Source organism: Rhizobium ruizarguesonis, from assembly GCF_012349115.1.
Lineage (GTDB): Bacteria > Pseudomonadota > Alphaproteobacteria > Rhizobiales > Rhizobiaceae > Rhizobium > Rhizobium ruizarguesonis.
Genome location: NZ_PQIG01000089.1, coordinates 46,368 through 65,676, shown reverse-complemented (window position 1 = coordinate 65,676; position 19,309 = coordinate 46,368). Strand labels below are relative to the sequence as shown.

The 19,309-nt window shown below is 56.5% G+C and carries 19 protein-coding genes; 15 read left to right on the top strand and 4 right to left on the bottom strand.

The genetic code is table 11. The annotated features are described in order from the left end of the window. The first annotated feature begins 202 nt into the window (after window positions 1–202). Complete coding sequence (locus C3Y91_RS21870; protein WP_168575782.1) at window positions 203–1,093, top strand: DUF6030 family protein; 891 nt, start codon at window positions 203–205, stop codon at window positions 1,091–1,093. A 179-nt stretch (window positions 1,094–1,272) separates the two neighbouring features. Here the strand turns inward: C3Y91_RS21870 and C3Y91_RS21865 are convergent, their stop codons facing one another. Beyond that, the gene (locus tag C3Y91_RS21865; RefSeq protein ID WP_018073811.1) at window positions 1,273–1,713 is read right to left on the bottom strand and encodes a hypothetical protein; all 441 of its coding nucleotides are present in this window, start codon (window positions 1,711–1,713) and stop codon (window positions 1,273–1,275) included. Between the two features lie 139 nt (window positions 1,714–1,852). Here C3Y91_RS21865 and C3Y91_RS21860 point away from each other — a divergent pair, with 139 nt between their 5' ends. The 14 genes from C3Y91_RS21860 to C3Y91_RS21795 all read left to right on the top strand — a co-directional run bounded on the left by C3Y91_RS21860 (window position 1,853) and on the right by C3Y91_RS21795 (window position 15,299). Next, window positions 1,853–2,926: an endo-1,4-beta-xylanase gene (locus C3Y91_RS21860; protein WP_075225041.1), complete on the top strand. Its 1,074-nt coding sequence runs from the start codon at window positions 1,853–1,855 to the stop codon at window positions 2,924–2,926. A 31-nt stretch (window positions 2,927–2,957) separates the two neighbouring features. Next, on the top strand, window positions 2,958–4,109 hold the full coding sequence (locus tag C3Y91_RS21855; protein ID WP_018073809.1) for a glycosyltransferase: 1,152 nt from the start codon (window positions 2,958–2,960) through the stop codon (window positions 4,107–4,109). Next, window positions 4,109–4,615 (top strand): acyltransferase, encoded by a 507-nt coding sequence (locus C3Y91_RS21850; RefSeq protein ID WP_018073808.1) that lies wholly within the window; start codon window positions 4,109–4,111, stop codon window positions 4,613–4,615. Before C3Y91_RS21855 ends, C3Y91_RS21850 begins: the two co-directional genes overlap by 1 nt. Next, window positions 4,612–5,514 carry an exopolysaccharide glucosyl ketal-pyruvate-transferase gene (pssM, locus tag C3Y91_RS21845; RefSeq protein WP_075225040.1) on the top strand — a complete coding sequence of 301 codons (903 nt, stop codon included), beginning with the start codon at window positions 4,612–4,614 and terminating at the stop codon, window positions 5,512–5,514. Before C3Y91_RS21850 ends, pssM begins: the two co-directional genes overlap by 4 nt. Before the next feature lie 150 nt (window positions 5,515–5,664). Continuing rightward, window positions 5,665–7,167: a lipopolysaccharide biosynthesis protein gene (locus C3Y91_RS21840; protein WP_168575781.1), complete on the top strand. Its 1,503-nt coding sequence runs from the start codon at window positions 5,665–5,667 to the stop codon at window positions 7,165–7,167. Window positions 7,168–7,197: 30 nt separating this feature from the next. Beyond that, complete coding sequence (locus C3Y91_RS21835; RefSeq protein WP_018073805.1) at window positions 7,198–8,229, top strand: polysaccharide pyruvyl transferase family protein; 1,032 nt, start codon at window positions 7,198–7,200, stop codon at window positions 8,227–8,229. Window positions 8,230–8,241: 12 nt separating this feature from the next. Then, the gene (locus C3Y91_RS21830) at window positions 8,242–9,063 is read left to right on the top strand and encodes a hypothetical protein (RefSeq protein ID WP_024319428.1); all 822 of its coding nucleotides are present in this window, start codon (window positions 8,242–8,244) and stop codon (window positions 9,061–9,063) included. Window positions 9,064–9,146: 83 nt separating this feature from the next. Further along, the gene (locus C3Y91_RS21825) at window positions 9,147–10,091 is read left to right on the top strand and encodes a glycosyltransferase family 2 protein (RefSeq protein ID WP_168575780.1); all 945 of its coding nucleotides are present in this window, start codon (window positions 9,147–9,149) and stop codon (window positions 10,089–10,091) included. 171 nt (window positions 10,092–10,262) lie between these two features. Further along, window positions 10,263–11,231, top strand: a complete 969-nt coding sequence (locus tag C3Y91_RS21820; protein ID WP_075225039.1) for a glycosyltransferase — start codon at window positions 10,263–10,265, stop codon at window positions 11,229–11,231. Between the two features lie 91 nt (window positions 11,232–11,322). Next, window positions 11,323–12,297, top strand: coding sequence for a glycosyltransferase family 2 protein (locus tag C3Y91_RS21815; RefSeq protein WP_024319426.1), 975 nt, complete (start codon window positions 11,323–11,325; stop codon window positions 12,295–12,297). Next, a complete protein-coding gene (locus C3Y91_RS21810; RefSeq protein WP_130664968.1) occupies window positions 12,294–13,178 on the top strand; it encodes a glycosyltransferase family 2 protein in 885 nt (294 codons plus the stop codon). Before C3Y91_RS21815 ends, C3Y91_RS21810 begins: the two co-directional genes overlap by 4 nt. Further along, window positions 13,175–14,155 carry a glycosyltransferase family A protein gene (locus C3Y91_RS21805; protein WP_130662059.1) on the top strand — a complete coding sequence of 327 codons (981 nt, stop codon included), beginning with the start codon at window positions 13,175–13,177 and terminating at the stop codon, window positions 14,153–14,155. Before C3Y91_RS21810 ends, C3Y91_RS21805 begins: the two co-directional genes overlap by 4 nt. A 212-nt stretch (window positions 14,156–14,367) precedes the next feature. After that, window positions 14,368–14,826, top strand: a complete 459-nt coding sequence (locus C3Y91_RS21800; RefSeq protein ID WP_018073798.1) for a glycosyltransferase family protein — start codon at window positions 14,368–14,370, stop codon at window positions 14,824–14,826. Further along, window positions 14,823–15,299, top strand: a complete 477-nt coding sequence (locus C3Y91_RS21795; RefSeq protein WP_018073797.1) for a glycosyltransferase — start codon at window positions 14,823–14,825, stop codon at window positions 15,297–15,299. Before C3Y91_RS21800 ends, C3Y91_RS21795 begins: the two co-directional genes overlap by 4 nt. Window positions 15,300–15,344: 45 nt before the next feature. Here the strand turns inward: C3Y91_RS21795 and C3Y91_RS21790 are convergent, their stop codons facing one another. From C3Y91_RS21790 to C3Y91_RS21780, 3 genes are all read right to left on the bottom strand, one after another. Then, the gene (locus tag C3Y91_RS21790; protein WP_018073796.1) at window positions 15,345–16,040 is read right to left on the bottom strand and encodes an SGNH/GDSL hydrolase family protein; all 696 of its coding nucleotides are present in this window, start codon (window positions 16,038–16,040) and stop codon (window positions 15,345–15,347) included. 147 nt (window positions 16,041–16,187) lie between these two features. Beyond that, entirely contained in the window at window positions 16,188–17,495 is a 1,308-nt protein-coding gene (locus C3Y91_RS21785; RefSeq protein WP_018073795.1) for an HlyD family type I secretion periplasmic adaptor subunit, read from the bottom strand. A 15-nt stretch (window positions 17,496–17,510) separates the two neighbouring features. Continuing rightward, a complete protein-coding gene (locus C3Y91_RS21780) occupies window positions 17,511–19,277 on the bottom strand; it encodes a type I secretion system permease/ATPase (RefSeq protein WP_018073794.1) in 1,767 nt (588 codons plus the stop codon). Window positions 19,278–19,309: the final 32 nt, after the last annotated feature.

Here is a 19,309-nt window from a genome sequence, read left to right as displayed (position 1 = left end):
CCCAATTGCCGACACGAAGCCAAAGATATTTAACGGCTGAATGTATATGCTGGATCTAGAGCAATTCCAGCAAAAGTGCGCAGCGGTTTGCGTCCGGAGTTGCGCAAAAACAAAAAGATAGAGAGTTCCGTGGCTTGGAGAAAAACGGAAATGCTCTAGGCCGCCCGATCGAAACCCTTCTCGCACGCCGGAGAAGACAAGCTTGCCCGATACTTCGTCGTCCGCATATGCGAAACAACCGGTGGGGAAACCGCGGATTCCCGTGGTCTTCTGGTTGCTGCTGACGATTTCCCTGTCACTGGTCATGGGAACGGTGCTGCTTTCCAACGACATGAAACACTTAAAGACAGTCAGTCATTATTTTGGCTTCGATCTCTTTCCCCATGAGGTGAGGCCGCCTCCGCCCAAAGCCCTTCCCCGCCCGACGCCCCCAGCCACCTTTACGCTTCCCTTGCATGCCATCGAACCACCGATGGTACAGACCGCGTCGACTTTTCTGCGGACATGGCGGATATCCGGCGCCGCAATGTGTGCGGCACTGCGCAATGCCGGCATCGAAACCAGCGATTGGGCAGCGGCGAGCTTCAACGCCGATACGTTCGAGTGCTTTTTCGAGCAGAGCGGCAAGCGGGAAAAGGATCAGCTCCCAAAGTCCATCTTCGTCATCGTTCGCGGCAATGCCGCCGGCACGATCAACAATATGCGCGTGAAAATCATCAATCCCGAGACTGATCGAAACGGCCAGCTCGATCCCGGCATCCTGCGGATTTTCGAAATCATGCTGCGGCAACCGCAGTGGCTCGATTTTCACGAGACCCTGAACGCGATCAAGAATCTGAGGGACATCAAGGAAGACGGATTCGGAGCCAGCATCAGCTTCACCCGCGAGGTGCTCAATCCCGGGAATTACAATTTCACACTCTCGCTGGATGCGACTTCAGGAGCTCAGAAAAGAACGAGAAATTATTTTTCAGGCAGAATATGGCTGCCATTGCCGGACCCCGCGGTCGAGACCGACAGCTTACAACCGGAAGCAGTCTCCAGGCCTCCCGATGCCGAGGCCCCGGCAGAAAGTCAGGAACACCGGCATTAGAGCCCCGTGCGTCCTTTCAGACGCACAAAGAACGCTTAAACTCTTTCAATCCTCGCATCAGCAAAACTGCGCAACGGTTTCACAGGACTTGCGCGAAAACAAAGAGATAGAGCATCTTCGCGACCTGGAGAAAGGCGAACATGTTCTCGATTTCTGGCTTCACCCCAAGCACCGGCTTATCACGCCATGTGACTTACATCGTCATGATGTCTGGCCAGAATCTTGTAGAGCTCTTTCAAACTGTCCGCACTCGGCCGTTCGGTGCTGTCCCCACCTGCCAGGCGCCAGACACGCTCGACATTGAGGTCCTGCGTGACTTGCGCGAGGTCTTCGTTCAGCGAGCGAATGACGATCTCCGATCGGCGCAACCGCCACGACATTCTGACCAGCGCTGCGAACGGGAGGAAAATGATGCCGATGATGCCGAGAACAAAGACTGCGAACTGCCAGTCATCGAGGAGAGACAGACCGTTTCGAACGGTCGCCATAAAAAAAACGGCATTTTGAAATGCCATGTGAAAATAGCTCATCAGATAGCTGGACCAATCTTCCATCACGAGCGCCCTCCCCGAGCGGTTTATATCTTGGAATATGCTGAAAAGTCTAGCAGACACTAACAATATCCCCTGCGGGGAAAGTATATTTGAGGTTGTATTACTCTGTTAAATTGAACGCGAATCTTGTGATGGATCGGTGCCGACGAGTCCGGCCTTTCAAATTCCACCGCGGACATGAAAAAAGCTAACAGTGAGAGATAGAATGAATAGAAGACGTTTCCTCGCCTCGGTTCCGCTCGCCCTGTTGTATGTCCGTACGGGCCAGGCCCTGGCACAGATGCCTGCCGCTGCAGGGTTGCGCGCCCTTGCCGACAAGAAATCGTTCCGATTCGGATCGGCAATCGACCTGCAAAACATCAACGATCCAATCGCTTCCGAGATCTACATCGACAACGTCAATTCGATAACGCCGCGAAACGAGCTGAAGTGGAATGCGACGGAAAAGAGACCGGGTGTTTTCAGCTTCGGCAGTGCCGACCGCATGGTTGCATTTGCACGCAAAAACAACATGAGGGTTTATGGTCATACGCTGATCTGGTATCGCGTCCCGGGCTGGGTGTCTGATATCACGGACGCAAAGACCATTCAGGCGGCCATGAACCGTCATATAAAACAGGTTGTCACTCGCTATAAGAACTCGATCGATGCTTGGGATGTGGTGAACGAACCGTTGGAGTATGATGCACCGGATCTGCGGGATTGTGTTTTCCGACGCCTTCTTGGCGACGATTATATTCGTATGAGTTTCGACATGGCGCACCAGGCCAATCCCGGCGCAACGCTGGTGCTCAACGAAACGCATCTGGAGAAGAAATCCGACGTGTTCGAACAAAAGCGCGCGCGCATCTTGAAAATCGTCGAGGATCTCGTGGCAAAAAAAACGCCGATCAACGCGGTGGGGCTGCAAGCGCATTTCCGCCCCGGTCTCGACCGGATCGATCCGGAAGGAATGGGGCGCTTCTGCGCGGCGCTGAAGGACATGGGTGTCGGCGTTTTCATCACCGAACTGGATGCGTCCTGCCACTTCCTGAACCGCGACAAAGCCTTCACGCCGGCATCCTACGCCGATATTTTCAGTGACGTGATCACCGTGGCGGCCGAACATGGCGACTTGAAAGGCGTGACAGTATGGGGCATGTCGGAAAAATACGGCGAGCGCGATGAGAAAGCGGCCGATCCCGTCGCGGCTTGCACGAAGCGCGTTAATCTTTACGACGAAAATAATGCGCCAAGAAGTGCGATCGACGGTGTCCGGCGGGCAATAGAGGCGATGTGATGCATAAGACAACGGAGACGCGAACAGATTCATGAAAAAAGCCGTTATTTATGTGGAAAAATTTTTGCCTGCCAGCCAGGCATTTGTTCTCAACCAGGCGGTAGCGTTTCGTACTTTCGAAGCTGAAATTCTTGCCGGCTCGCGAATTTCTTCGGCGCATACAAAAAAATCCACTGTTCCGGTTCATGACATCCGTCGGTCTCCCATTGCGCGGGCCGGTGAACTGCTGCTGAAAATCCCGCAGATCGGCCTTCCCTTCCTCTTTCCTGCGATCGGCAAAGCCGATCTCGTTCACGCCCATTTCGGCAAGAACGGGTATGTCATTGGCCCGCTGGCCCGGGCCGCCGGCAAGCCGCTCGTCACGACGTTCCACGGCTTCGATGCCACCTATCGCGGCGACCCGAAAAAGCCGGGCGGCTTCAATCAGGTGCGTTTCTTCGCCAAGGGCCGGAGCGAGATGGCCGGCTGGAACAGCTGGAACATCGCCGTTTCCGATTTCATCCGCGACCGGCTGCTGGCCCTCGGCTTTCCAGCCGAACGCGTCTATCGCCATCATATCGGCATCGATCTCGATCTCTTCAAAATGGAACCCCGTCCCCGAAAAAAAGGGCTCGTGGTTTCAATTGCCCGCTTCGTCGACTATAAGGGCCATCGTTTCATGATCGATGCGCTTTCGCGTGTGGCTGCCGCCGGCACCCCGGTCGAATTCGTCATGGTCGGCCAGGGTCCCTTGAAGGAGGAAATCGAAGCACTGGCGCGTCGTTCCTTGCCAAGCGTCACGATCCATGAAAATCTGTCGCAGACTGAGATAAGAGATCTGCTCGCCAGTGCGGAGCTTTATCTCCACGGAAGCGTGACCCTCGACAATGGTCACGCCGAAGCTTTCGGCCTCGCAAATCTCGAGGCGGAAGCCGTCGGTACTCCGGTCGTCGCATTTCGCTCGGGAGGCGTCGGCGAAGCGATCGAAGAGGGGAAAACTGGTTATCTCGTGGAGGAGCGGGATGTCGCGGGAATGGCGGAGGCGGTCGGAAGACTGCTCAACGACCAGGCTCTGTGGACAGCCTTTAGCGCGCGGGCACCGCTTCTGGTGGCCGAACGCTTCGACTTACGTCGTCAGACGGGGACGCTCGAGGACTATTACAGTTCCGTGCTAGACGAATTTTCCAGCCGGGGTCGGACTTGATGGTGCAGACAGGAAAAAAGCCGAAGTGGGGACTGAACGTATTTCGGCCGCTGCGGAACGGATTTGTGAAGGCCAAGTGGCTCTACTATACGAAATTCTGGGGAATGGACATCGATCCGACGGCGAGCTTTTCCTTGAGCGTGCGTTTCGACAAGACCAACCCGAAGGGATTGCATATCGGCGCGGAAACTTACGTTGCCTTTGAGGCTGCGATTCTGACCCACGACCTCACACGCGGGCTCTACCTTCACACGAGGATCGGCAAGCGCTGCTTCATCGGCGCCCGCAGCATCATTCTGCCCGGCGTCGAGATCGGCGACGAATGCGTCATCGGCTCGGGCTCGGTGGTGACCAAGAGCGTGCCGCCACGCTCGCTCGTCGCTGGCAATCCGGCAAAGATAATCCGCAGCGACATCAAGATCATTTCGCGTTACGGACGCATGGCACGCGAAGATGAGATGGTCTCGCAGATCGTGACGCACTTGCCGACTGGAGAAGCACGATGAAGATGTTTGCCTACCGGGGGAAACACGAGAATTTTGGCGACGAACTGAACCATTGGCTTTGGGAGCGCTTGCTGCCCGGCTTCTTCGACGACGACGAAAGCCAACTTTTTCTCGGCATCGGTTCGATTCTCTACGACAATTTCGACCCGAATATGCAGAAGATTGTCTTCGGCTCGGGCTATGGCGGCTACACCAACCCGCCGAAAGTCGATCGCAACTGGACATTCTATTTCGTGCGCGGAAAGAAGACTGCCGAAGTCCTCGGCATCGATCCGAGCTACGCCATCGGCGATTCGGGTATCCTCACGCGCAGCTGCTGGGATGCAAAAAGCATCGAGAAGCGCTACCCGGTCTCTTTCATGCCGCATTACGAAAGCGCCATGTACGGCAGTTGGGATAAGGCCTGCGAGCTCGCAGGGATTCACTATATCGATCCCCGCTGGTCTGTGGAAAAGGTTCTGACCGAAATCAGCGCATCGCATAAAGTGGTCTCCGAGGCGATGCATGGCTGCATTATCTCAGACGCGCTGCGCGTTCCCTGGCGGGCTATCCGACCGATCGCGCCGGGGAATCGAGCCAAGTGGTACGATTGGGCAAGTGCGCTTGATCTCGAGATCGACTTCGACGCGATTGGCCCGTCAAATATCGTCGAAGCAGGCGCGTCGCTGGTACGCAAAAACACCTACCTTTTGAAGAACATAACGTTCCGCCACCGCCGCATCCGACAGCTCACCGGCAACTATGTCTTTGGATCGACGGTCAAGACGTTGCAGCGGGTAGCAGAGAAGCCGGGCCAGCTCAGCACAGATGAGGCTATTGTAAAGGCGCACGACAGAATGCTGCTTGAGCTAAACCGACTGAAACAAGATTTTTCCAAGAAAACGGCAAGCGTCCTGTGATGTCGCAGACCGAGTTCGTGACGAGGCAATAGGCATGATCCTTTCTAACTCCATCAACCCACTCTGCCCTGACAAAGGGGAGAGGCACTTTGGGCGGGTATTCAGCCCACTTAAATGGTCGATGTCCTGGTCGTGCGGAGCCATTCATCTATGAGCAGTGTTACCGACCGACTGATCCAGGGCAGCATATGGCTGAGTCTGTCCCGCGCCATCGTCAACGGGCTTTCCGCGCTTAGCACCTTTGTCCTGGCCTGGTATCTCGTGCCGGCCGACTTTGGTCTCGTTGCTATCGCAACGACGATCCAGGTCATTTTGAGCTCCGTCACCGAACTCTCGCTGAATCAGGCGCTTATCCGCCACGAATCTCCCAGCGAAGTTCACTTCAGTGCGGTGTGGACGTTGAGCGTGACGCGAAGCGCTGTTTTGGCGCTGCTGTTTGCGGCCAGTGCCTATCCGATCGCCGAGTTTTACAACGAGCCTCGGCTGACGAGCGTCATGCTTGCTTTGAGTTTCAGCCTGCTCCTGAGTGGTCTCGCCAATCCACGCCGCGTCATGCTCCAGCGTGATCTGATCTTCTGGCAGGAGTTCGTACTCAACGTCTCGCAAAAGCTGGTCGGCTTCGTCGTGACGGTGGCAATTGCTGCCATCTACCAGAGTTATTGGGCGCTCGTTGTCGGCACCCTCGCCTATCAGGTCACGAATATCATCGTTTCCTATACGGTCCTGCCGTTCTGGCCGCGCATAACCTTCCGGCATGCACGGGAATTGTTTTCGTTCTCGCTCTGGCTGACGGCCGGACAGATCGTCAACACGCTGAACTGGCGGGTCGAATATCTGTTAATCGGCAAGATGCTGGGCGCCACGCAGCTTGGCCATTATACCGTCGGCAACACTCTTTCGACTCTGCCGACGCGCGAGGCGACGGCGCCGTTGAACCAGACGATTTACCCGGGCTTTTCGAAGGTCCGCAACGACCCGGTCCGGCTTGTCGCAGCCTATCAGCGTGCACAGGCGCTTCTGGCGGCGGTGGCGCTTCCGGCCGGAATCGGCATGGCAGTGGTAGCTGATCCGATGATGCGGCTTGCCTTGGGAGAAAAGTGGGTTCCCGCCATCTTCATCGTACAGGCGCTCGCATCGGTCTTCGCGCTGCAGACCCTCGGTTCGCTCGTCCAACCGCTGGGCATGGCAAAGGGCCATACCAAGATGCTGTTCATCCGCGACACGCAGATGCTGGTGGTCCGCGTGCCCATCATCATCGCTGGTCTCATGATGGCCGGGCTTCCGGGCGTCGTCTATGCACGCGTGTTGACGGGCCTGATTTCCACCGTAGTCAACATGCTTCTCGTCAAGCGCTTGATCAATCTGCCATTCTTCCAGCAGCTCGCGGCAAACTTCCGCGCGCTTGCCAGTGTCGCCGTGATGGCTGCCGGCGTCTGGGGATTGTCGCATGTCCTGAACACTCCCACCAACAAGTTGGCGCTGGCCCTTCACCTGGCCATCCTCGTTGTCACCGGCGGCATCCTCTATGTCGGTTCCAGCTTTGTCCTTTGGCTCGCGATGAAGAAGCCAAACGGCCCGGAAACTGAAGTTCAGCGTATCGTTGTCAAGTTCCTGACAAAAGCCAAACGTATTGCCGTACCCAAGTCGGCCTGAAGTGAAACGAACATCAAGAAGAGAGGCAGAATGACCAGCCAATCCAGATCGGAGCTGATCGCAAAACTCAATGGCATGATCCATGATTGCCTGAAGGACTATGTCTCGCGCGACGAACCGCTTGCGATTCTCGACTTTCCCGACATCCGCAATTGCGGCGACTCGGCAATCTGGCTGGGTGAGATGGCCTATCTCAAGGATCGCTTCGGCAAGCGCCCGGACTATGTTTCCAGATTGTACGACTTCTCCGCCGACGATCTGAAACGGCGCGTACCGACCGGCCCGATCTTCATTCACGGCGGCGGCAATTTCGGCGATATCTGGGTTGCCCACCAGGATTTCCGCGAAGCGATCATGGAGCGTTTCCCGGATCGGCAGATCATCCAGTTCCCGCAGTCGATCCACTACAGTTCGCCTGAGCGCATCGAGCAATCCAAACGGGCAATAGGGCGCCACAAGAATTTTGTGCTGCTCGTGCGCGACGAAGAATCGAAGGAGTTTTCCGAAAAACACTTCGACTGCACCGTACGACTATGCCCCGATATGGCTTTTGCCATCGGCCCGCTTGCGGAAAGGGCGACACAGATTCCCGTCCTCGCCATGTTGCGGGAGGATGCGGAACGGGTTGGCGGTACCGATCGCAAAATTCCTTCCGATATTCCTGTGGAAGACTGGATTACCGAGTCGAAACGGAAGGTCGATATCGCCAAGAAGTTGGGGGTAGCTTCGGCCTATCTCGCATTGAAGCCGAGCGAAGTTGCCTTGCGCAGACTGGACGCTGCGGCACACAACCGTTTCGAGCGCGGCATCAGTCAGATTTCGCGTGCCCGCGCAATCGTGACCGATCGCCTGCACGTCCATATCTGCTCGCTGCTGCTCGGCCGCCCGCATGCCGTGCTGGACAACAGCTATGGAAAGATCCGCCGCTTCATGAACGCTTTCTCCGGCGGAACCGACCTTTCATACAAGGCAACCTCGCTCGAGGACGGAATAGAGTGGGCGCGTGGTCAGGCAGCCAAGGGGCGTGTCGATGAAAAAGAAGCTGTGAGCTTGCGGGCTTAAGGGGGTCATTCGATGACACTTGTCACCTTCATTATCCCGGTCCGACATCAGGAGAATGCCCGCGATTGGAGCAGGCTGAAGGCAAACCTGACCCAGACCGTGGCCTCCATTTCCAACCAGACCAACGGAGACTGGCGCGGCATCATCGTGGCAAACGAAGGCGCCGATCTGCCTGACCTGCCGGAAAAATTCTCCGCCGTGCGTGTCACCTTTCCGCCGAACGACCTGCATGAGCTTGGAAAGGGCAGCAAGGAAGACTTCCTTGATGCCTTCCGGGCAGACAAAGGGCGTCGCGTTCTGAGCGGCATGCTGAATGCCACGGAAAGTCGTTTCTTCATGATTGTCGATGACGACGATTTCGTAAGCTCTCGGATCGTTCAACACGTATCCGACAATCGGGACGCCAACGGGTGGACGATCGACCGTGGTTATATCTGGGACGATGGCGGAAGTTTCCTGTTTGGCCACGACGACTTCAGCCATCTCTGCGGTACCTCGTTGATCATTCGTGCCGATCTCTACGAACTGCCGACCCGCTTTGAGGATGCTTCGCTCGACTGGATCAAGTCGATGCTGGGCAGCCATGTCCGCATAGCGGATATTCTTGCGCAACGGGGAGCGCCGCTCACGAAGCTTCCCTTTCGCGGGGCGGTCTATCGGGTCGCCCACGGCGGATCGCATAGTCAGGCGCCGAGCCTGCTGCGACAGTATTTCCTCAACCGCGGCGTGCTCACCAAACCCCGGCGATGGTTACGTAATCTTCGTAAGCTGAGGATACTCGGCGAGGGTCACAGGCGCGAGTTTTTCGGTAAGACGCGGTCGACCCCCGCGTAAGCGCCGATCCCATTCGAACATCGCACAGGCAGTCAAAATATGAAGCTTTTCTCTTTCGACTTCACCAAGAGGGTTGATAACTGATGTCGGATCTCTTCGTCAGCGTGCTCTTTTCATCTTACAATGGCGCCAGCCGCCGGCTGCGCCATACTTTGGATTCCTTGGTGCACCAGGAGCTTCCCCATGATCGGTGGGAACTGATAGCCGTCGACAACAATAGCAATGACGGCACGTTTGATCTTTTGGAAACCTATAGCGACAAGCTTCCCATCACCATCCTGCAGCAGCGCAAGCCGGGAAAGTCCGGCGCGCTGAATATGGCCTTGGATCGGGTGAAGGGGGATCTCATCGTCTTTACGGACGACGATGTTCGTGCCGAGCCGAACTGGCTGAAAGCGATCGTCGACTGCGCCGCAGCCCATCCGAGTTATGGCGTCTTCGGCGGCAGAATCGTCCCTGAATGGGAGAAAGAACCAAAAGACAGGTTTATTGAATGGATTCCGATGGGATCCACCTTTGCGATAGTCGATGACACCCAAAGCGGACCGTGTGACCCGACGAAAGTCTGGGGCCCGAATACGATCGTCCGGCGAGAGTTGCTCGGAACAAGCGTGCGCTACCGCGAAGATATCGGTCCTCTTCCCGGAAAGATTTTTGCCATGGGTGAAGATGCGGAAATCATCATTCGCCTGGCGGCCAATGGCGCCAAGTCCTATCGATGCGCCGACGCCGTGGTCCATCATTGGATTCCGGCATCAAGTGTCACCGAGGATTGGGTACAGAAAAGAGGCGAGCGGCTTGGCTACGGCATGCCGGCGCTCTTTCCCGACGAGGTGCCTGGAGGGGTGAGGTTAAGCGGAGTTCCGCTTCCGACCTGGATCGAAAGCGCACAATGGGCCTTCCGGGCAGCAATGCTTTATCTCCTGCCGCGATCGAAGAAACGTTTCTGGGCGATCTGGAAATATTATTACATGCGTGGCTATCGCGCCGGAATTCGCCGATACGTTTCTCAGACGATGACGCAGTAATCGATTGCATAGGAGGCAGTAATTTGAAACTCTCGGTGCTCATCAAAAATTTATGGCAGTATTTGCGCCCACGCATCGACAGCGTTCTATCGCAGGCCCAAGACATCGGTAAAGGCGTGACCCGAATCGCACAGGGAAGCGACCCGACCGAAATGAGGTCCGGAGCATCACATGAGCAAAGTCAAGGTTACAATACTGTTCTCAACTTATAACGGCGAGAAGACTCTGCCAACGATGCTTGACGCACTGTGCGCTTCAACCCTACCGAAGGAAGAATGGAAAATTGTTGCGGTCGACAACAACAGCAGCGACGACACTGCAGCAGTCTTGAATTCCTATAAGGAGCGGCTTCCGCTGGAAGTTTATTTTGAGCCAAAACAAGGTAAGCAGTACGCATTGACTTTGGGCTTCCGCCATCTGGAGGGCGAACTCGTCATTTTAACCGATGACGACGTCATTCCCGCGCCGGATTGGATCGAGCAGTTTCTCACCTTGGCAGATGAGCAGCCACAGTTTGCCATATTCGGCGGCTTAATCACGCCCGAATGGGAGGAAAGGCCTGCACCGTGGCTCATCAATTACGGGCATCTGGGGATTCTTTATGCGCTAAATGGCGGTCTACCCGAGGGGCCGATTTCAGCGGCATTGATATCGGGGCCGAATTCGGCCTTCCGTCGTTCCATTTTAGGATCCGGCTATATCGTTCACGACGGCCTCGGCCCCGATGCCACTGTCGCTCAGTTCCCCATGGGTGAGGATACTGCTTTCGCTCTCAGGTTGGAGAAGAATGGAGCCAAGGCTTTTCACTCGCGGCATCCCGGGGTTCGGCACATTGTCAGGAAGGGCTATGTGAACGAAGGCTGGGTTTTGCGGCGCGGCGAGCGTTATGGCATGGGCTTGGTTATCGTTCGGCCGGACCTCTTCGACAGAAAAACGAAAATTGGCGGTCTGCCCATCGCTAGCGCCTTGAGATGGCTTCTGATGGTGCCGGCCAGCGTCGTCGTCAAGAGATTTCCGCTAAGCGGCGTTCGCTTCAAATTGCTCTGGGCGCAGTCGGTGAGACAGGGGATCCTGCGCCAATTTCTCAAGCAGCGATCTACGATGAATAGAACGATCTACTCTCAGGTCGGTGCCAAATGACGAAAGTACTAAACCGCGGCATCGACAGGAAGGGCTCCAGCTGCGGAGGCAGCGGGCAGGATTTTCGCACGTCAGGAGGCGAGTGGGTTTGATGACGGATCCGAGAATTAGTGTCATCTTTTCGTCCTTCAACGGCGCCAGCAGACGGCTTCAACAGATGCTGGATTCGATGTTGGGGCAAAACCTTCCAGTCGAACAATGGGAACTGATTGCCGTTAACAACAACAGTAAAGACGAAACACAGGAGCTTCTCGATCAATATGCAAAGAAGCTTCCAATTGTTGTTGTTAATCATACCCGCCCAGGCAAATCAGGAGCTATGAACGCAGCTCTGGCGATAGCTCGAGGAGCGCTGATCGTTTTTACGGACGACGACATCGAGGCAGATGCGAACTGGTTGAGTTCGATCGCTGCATGCGCGGAGGCGAACCCGGATTTCGGCGTTATCGGCGGCCGAATTCTTCCAAATTGGGAGCATTATCCCCATGGGGATCCGCTGTTGGACTGGATTCCCATGGGATCAACCTTCGCCATAGCCGACCAGGAATCCAGTGGCCCATGCGACCCGACAAAAATTTGGGGTCCGAACACGACCATGCGTCGCGAATTACTTGGCAGCAATGTTCGATTCCGCGAAGATATCGGGCCGCTTCCAGGAGGTCTTTTCGCAATGGGAGAGGATACGGAAATCGTCAGCCGCCTATCCCGAAGCGGCGTGAAAACCTATCGGTGCGCTGAGGCCATTGTTCATCATTGGATTCCAGCCTCTAGCGTGACAGAGGCTTGGGTACAGAAGCGTGGGGAACGTCTTGGCTATGGAATGCCAGCGCTCTTCGCCGAGGACATTCCAAAAGGTATAAGGATCGGGGGAATCCCCTTAAGGACCTGGATCGAGAGCGCCAACTGGGCGGTTCGGGCAGCCCTCCTTTATCCGTTGCCGCGATCAAAGAAGCGGTTCTGGGCCATCTGGAAGTACTATTACATGCGTGGCTACCGCGCCGGACTTCGCCGATTCGCACCGGCAGTAAATCATTCTGGTCGACTAGCGCAGGAGGTCGTGCATTGAAATTATCGGTGCTTATCAACAATTTCAATTACGGCCGGTATCTGCGCCCATGCATCGACAGTGTTCTGTCGCAGGTCTATCCCGACTTCGAAGTGATCGTGGTCGACGATGGCTCCACCGATGATTCCCAAGAGATTCTTGCTTCCTATGGCGAGCGGATCCTGACCGTATTGAAGGAAAATGGTGGCCAGGCATCGAGCTTCAATGCGGGTTTTGCGGCCGCAAGCGGCGATATCCTCTTTCTCCTCGATGCCGATGATGCGTTTCTGCCCGGCAAACTTGCTCGTATCGCCGAGATCTACGATCACAACGAGATCGACTGGTGCTTCGACCGGGTGACGACCGAGGAAAGCGACCAGCCTCCTGCAGAGCTGCAAGTGACACTGTTCGACAAGCGGGACACCCTTCGCAGGGGCGGCTTTCCCTCGCTTCCGGTTCCGACATCGGGCTTGAGCTTCCGCCGCAATCTGCTGTCCCAGATACTGCCGATGTCCGTCGCGACAGACGTCGTCCTCAGCGACAATTATATCAAGTTTGCCGCTGCCTTTCTCGGCCGCGGCGCCATCGTCGAAACACCGCTGACGTTTCAGCGCATTCATGAGTCGAACCGCTACACGGGCACAAGCAGGGCAAAGACACTGCGCCCGCGGATCATGATCGCGACTGGGCTCGAACTGGCACGCCGCTATGACGGGCTGCAGGCACTCGGCAAGAGCCTCGTGGCCGGCGGAATTGCCGAAACGACATCGCTTCTGAAGCTCCGGGGCGAAGCTCGCAACACGGTGGCCGGCGGTCCGTTCGGCGATGCTGCCGCGACCGAAGTGGCCTTGATGGCGGCGCGCAAGCGTTTGGGAAATATGCTGCGGAGAGGACAGTCATGAATCAGCAACAGACTTTTCCGCATTCATCCGTCGGCACAGAAGCAGGCGCCGCACCGCTGAATATCGCCGTCGGCGTGCTGACCTATCGACGCCTCGACGGGATTGCCAAGCTACTTGACGTGATGACCCGCCAGAATCGACATCCGGATCGTCCCTATCATCTCACCATGGTGATCGTGGACAATGATGCAGCCGGCAGCGCAAAGGCCACGGTGGAGGGGTTCGGCCAGACAGGCGCCTACGACCTGATCTACGTCATCGAACAAAACCAGGGCATACCCTTTGCGCGCAACCGCGCGATGGATTCAGCGCCTCCCGGCACCGACCTTTTCTGCTTTCTCGACGATGACGAATGGCCGGTCGACGGCTGGCTGGACGCGATGCTGGAAACACGGGAGAAAAGCCGCGCCGATTGCGTCTACGGTCCCGTCCAGCCGGTCTATCCGGAAAACCCGCCGGAATATTTCATCAAGGCGAGAGTCTTCGAGCGCAAAAAGAACAAGGACGGTCAGCGTATCGGTTATGCGGCCTCGAACAACGTCATGTTCGACTATCCCCTGATCCGCTCATGGAATCTGCGTTTTGAAGAGAAGATGCGATTCACCGGAGGCACGGATTATCTCTTCTTCAATCAGGCCATCCGTCGCGGCATGCAGGTTTTCTGGGCTGATAAGGCGCTTGTCTATGATATCGTTCCCGCGAACCGGATGACCTGGAAATGGGTGCTGCAAAGACAATACCGGCTCGGAAATACCTTCGCAGTCAGTGAGGTCCTGCATGGCAACCTCAAGCGCCGAGCCTATCGCGCGGTTTATGGAGCGACGAGGGTCATACTGGGACTGGCCATGCTGCCGGCGATTTTGATTTCACCCTATTGGGGCATGCGAGCTCTCACCCACGTCCTGCGCGGTGCTGGCATGGTCAACGGGATTCTCGGACACGCGTACCAGGAATACAAACCCAATGCCGCCCACTGATATTGCTTGCGGGAGCGCCTCGAATGAGTTTCGGCCCTTCTTTTGTTCAAGACGAAAACATCCTACGGTTAACCGGCCGTCCATGAATTTCAAAGCTTCGACCAACCAAACCAAAAATGCTACACTTCTATTGAATTATCGCGGCACAGCCGCAGTTTGAACAGAACGGTTTTGCGCTATTATCATCGGTCAAATATAGGAGATGCCTGTCTATGGCTGAGAAAAAATTGAAGGTTCTCGCTGCCTCGTCAGGAGGCGGCCATTGGGAACAGCTGATGGCCATGCGCGGCGCATTCGAGGGCTGCGATATCGTCTTTGCAACAACCATCCCAGGGCTGCTTGCCAAATACGACATTCGCGACGGCCTGGTGCTTCCCGATTGCAGCCGCGACTCGATCACAATGTCGATCCGGTGCTTTTTCAGCGCCTTCTCCATCGTCATCAAGCAGAGGCCAGACGTTATTATCTCGACCGGCGCCGCACCCGGACTTTTTTGCCTGCTTGCCGGCAAATTGATGGGCAAGCGAACGATCTGGATCGATAGCGTCGCCAATGTCGAGAAGCTCTCCCTATCGGGAAAATTGGCTGGCCATATTGCGACGCTCTGGCTCACGCAATGGCAGCATCTTTCACGGCCGGATGGCCCCCACTACGCAGGAGCTGTCCTTTGATTCTCGTCACCGTCGGAACGCAGCTGCCATTCGATCGCCTCGTCAAGGCCGTCGACACATTCGCAACGGAACTGTCCAAACCGGTTCTGGCACAGATCGGCAGGGGCAGCTACACGCCACAGAACATGAAGTGGATCAAAAATATCGAGCCGAAGGACTTTGATAAGGTCTTTCGCGATGCAACCATCATCGTCTCTCATGCGGGAATTGGCACTGTGCTGACGGCCAAGCGTTTTGGGAAGCCGATCATTCTCGTTCCCCGACAGGCGGCGCTCGGCGAGCACCGAAACGATCATCAGCTTGCCACGGTAGGCCAGCTCGCAGGCCGACCGGGTATCTATGTCGCGCATACCGATGACGATCTCAAAAACTATCTCCTCGAAGATCTGGATAGTCCGTCTCACGAAGATTCGTCTGAGGCCGGCCGGGCTTCGCTGGTCAGTTACTTGAAAAATTATATTGCCGCCGTCTGAACCCGGAAGCCGTCACGGATTGTGACGGGCATGTGAGAGAATTTTTCATTCTCCGCAGTTGTTGCCGGCGATGCGTTTGACGAGTTCAGGCGTGATGATTTTAGAGGCGACGTCGGGCAGAGGATGCGCGCCATCAGGAATTGCCGTAACCAGATCATCCGGCGTAAGACGCTCCCAGTTGGGCCGGTGGTCGACAAACTCCAGGCCCCGTTTTTGCGCCTCCGCCTGATGTGCCGAGATGTAGCTGTCGACAAAGGGGCGGATCAGCCCACGTAATCCTGAAAACGGATTCATGGCCATGACGACAATCCGCGCTTGCGGCAGGCGCTGCCGAAGCTGGTCGAGGATGTCGCCGATATTCTTTCGGCTTTGTGCAAGCGACACGAACCGATGCAGCGTTGCGTCGTTGGCGTAGAGCTCAATCAGGATGATATCCGGCTGCTCGGCAACGACGCGATCGATCTGGGTCAGAGCCCACAGCGACGTTTCACCGCTTTTCGCAACACTATCGACCTTCACAGGCCGGTGCAGGCAGGCTGCAAGCTCTGTCTCAAGGGCAGGCTGCCATCCCCCGCGGGCCGTCAAGGATGTTCCGAAGGCCACTATTTTCAGCGGCGGAGGACTATCGGCATAACCGTTTTTGGTCGCTGAAAGCATCACCAGACACGCCAGAAACAGAACCAGTCCATAAGCCGGTCGCCTCTCAATTGGCGCCGCTCGCCAAAGCCGCAAACATATCATAGGGAGACCCTGCAGCAGGCTTGAGACAATTTCGTGAAATGGAAGCTCATACCTCTGTTCAAGCGCCACGAAATAACCCAACCCCAGCCCGGCGAATGACAACGGCTGCTTTAAGACGTGGGGCTCCTAACGCGAAACAGCCGCCAATCACTCCTGACGAAATACGTGCTGCATCTGATCGGTCAGAGGCTTGGTGAGATAGGATATAACCGTCCGGTCGCCGATCTTGATAAAGACCTCCGCCGGCATGCCGGGATAGAGCTTTATTGTCTTCATCCTGGCGATGCTTTCAGGTTTCGGCTTGACGCGCAGGGGATAGTAGCTAATGCCCGTGCGCTCATCCTTGACGATATCAGGAGCGATAGAGGTAATCTCACCGCTCACGTCAGGCGTCGTGCGTTGATCGAAAGCGCTGAAACGCACATCGACGGACTGACCGACGTGAACCTGATCAATGTCGCGGGTGGCAACTTTCGCCTCGACCGTAAGCTCGTTGTTTTCGGGCACGACGAGCATCAGCGTCTGACCGGGATCGATGACGCCATTGACGGTGTGAACCGAAAGCTCGTGAACTCGTCCGGTCAGCGGCGCGGTGATGTCGAGACGGTGCAGCTGATCGAGCGCGGTTCCGCGGCGCTCTTCATATTCGGCTATCTGCGCCTCGACGTCGGTCAGGTCCTTTGCGATCTCCGAACGACGATCCTCGTCGAGCTGGATCGACTGGCGATCGATCTCGATTGCCTTGCCCTCGGCCTCCGCCTTTGCTGCAATTTCCTGGCCGCTGTTGCCCTGGAGATCGGCACGTGCCCGCTTGAGCTGATTCAAACGCTGAAGCGTGACCAGCCCCTTCTTATAGAGCACATCAATGCCTCCAAGCTCCTCTTCGATCAAGCCCAGGGAATCATTGGTGGCATTGATCTGAACGACCAACCCCTTTACCTGCTCGGCCAGCTGATCCTTACGCGATGCCAGCTGGCTCTTCATCCCGATAAGCGCCGACCTGCGACTGTCGAACAACTTCTGCTCGCCATCGAGAAGCTTCTGCGCCGAGGTGCTGGATGTCAGATCGGTGATGTTTTCCTCGACCTCGAACGATTCGGCGCCGATCCGTTCCGCCTTTAGACGGGCACGGCGCGCATAAAGCTGAGCGAGCGTGCTTTCGACAATCGAGAGGTTCGCTCGGGTCGTCGTTCCATCGAGCCGGATCAGCACCTGCCCTGCCGTCACATGGTCGTTTTCGGAGACCAGCAATTCCGACACGATACCACCTGTCAGGTGCTGGATCTTCTTGACATCGCCGTCGACGACGATCACGCCCTCGCCGATGACTGCGCTCGAAAGCTCTGTCGTCGCCGCCCAACCGCCGATGCCACAAACGAGGGCTATCGACAACACACCGACAACGGCAACATGCCGATTGAGGGAGCGTTTCGATTCACTGATAACCTTGCTCACAATCTTCCTTCTGGCCTATTCGGCCGCATTCATGCCGTCGACCACGACTTTAAGCTGAGCCACGCGCTCGGCAATCGGCGTACGCGCCGCTTCCGGCCGGCTGACCCTTGCCAGAACTTCCTCTTTGGGACCAAACGCGATCATACGGCCTTCCTGCATCATCAGCACGAAGTCGCAGACCGCCAGAACGCCGGACCGATGTGCGATGACAACGACAATGCCGCCGCGCGCCCGCACGCTCATGATCGCGGCACTCAGCGCCCGCTCGCCTTCTTCATCGAGATTGGAGTTCGGTTCGTCGAGCACGACGAGGAATGGTTCGCCGTAAAGCGCTCTTGCCAGCGCGATACGCTGTCTCTGGCCGGCCGAAAGTGCAGCACCGCCTTCGCCGATTTCGGTTTCGTAACCGTTCGGTAGACGAAGAATAAGATCGTGAACACGCGCCGCCCGCGCTGCGGCAACCACGACCTCGGGTGACATCTCCTTCGCGAAACGGCAGATATTCTGCGCGACGGTCCCCGAGAAAAGCTCCACATCCTGCGGGAGATAACCGATATGCCGGCCAAGTGCGTCGCCGTCCCACTGATCCAGCGCAGCGCCATCGAGACGAATGGATCCTCTGACGGTCGGCCAGATGCCCATCATCGCCCGTGCCAACGACGACTTGCCCGAAGCACTGTAACCAATGACCCCAAGCGCGCTCCCCGCCCTCAAGCCGAAGCTGACATCGGAGATGACCAGGCGCTGGCCCGCCGGCGGTCCGCTCGCCAAGCCCTCGACAGTGACTTGCTTGGTAGGGGCCGCGAGCGCAAGGGGGGCTGGAATCTCAGGAATGGTTTTCAACAGGCTCGAAAGCCGCGCCCAGCTCTGCTGAGCAGAAACGAAACCACGCCAATTTCCGATCGCCGCTTCGACAGGCGCCAGAGCGCGCGAGGTCAATATCGAGCCCGCGATGATAATTCCCGAAGAGGCCTGCCCTTGAATGACCAGGATTGCGCCTGTCGCGAGCGTTCCCGATTGCAAAGCAATACGGAAAATCTTCGACAAGGTCGCATATCCGTTGCCGACATCCGATGCCTGCCGGGTGATCGTCCGGTATTCACTGTTCTTGCGGTCCCAGATTTCGGCCATCGTGCCTGCCATGCCCATGGCGTGAATAACCTCGGAGTTGCGGATCGAGGTCTGCGCGAAGGCATTCCGCATATTGGCGGAGTCAGATTGCTTCTTTGAGAGCGTACGCGTTCCCTGATTGGTCATGAACGTCAGGATGGCGAGAACCAGCGATCCACCGATCGCGATATATCCGATCGCCGGATGAAAGAGGAAGCAGATCACGATATAGAACGGCAACCAGGGCAGATCGAACATCGCTGTCGGGCCCATACCGGACAGGAAGGTTCTGATCTGGTCGAAGTCGCGCAACGGCTGAAGCCCGTCGCCGCCGATTTTGACCTTCAACGGAGCCTTGATCAGCGCGCGGAACACACGTCCGTTCACCATCTCGTCAAGCGCACCGGCAACACGCACAAGCATCCTGCTTCGCAGAACCTCGAACGCTCCTTGAAAACAGTAAAGCATTAACGCAAGTATTGCCAGGACAGCCAGCGAAGGTATGCTTTTGCTGGGGATGACCCGGTCATACACCTCAAGCATAAAAAATGAACTTGTAAGGTATAGGATATTGATAAGCGCGCTTGCTATTCCAATGAAAACAAGCCCCCCCTTGCATTTCCTCAATGCTTTGGATGGCTCGCTGACATCAGCTGCTGAATTCTGAAACACGAAATAATCCCTCTCTTACCGCATCGCACGAA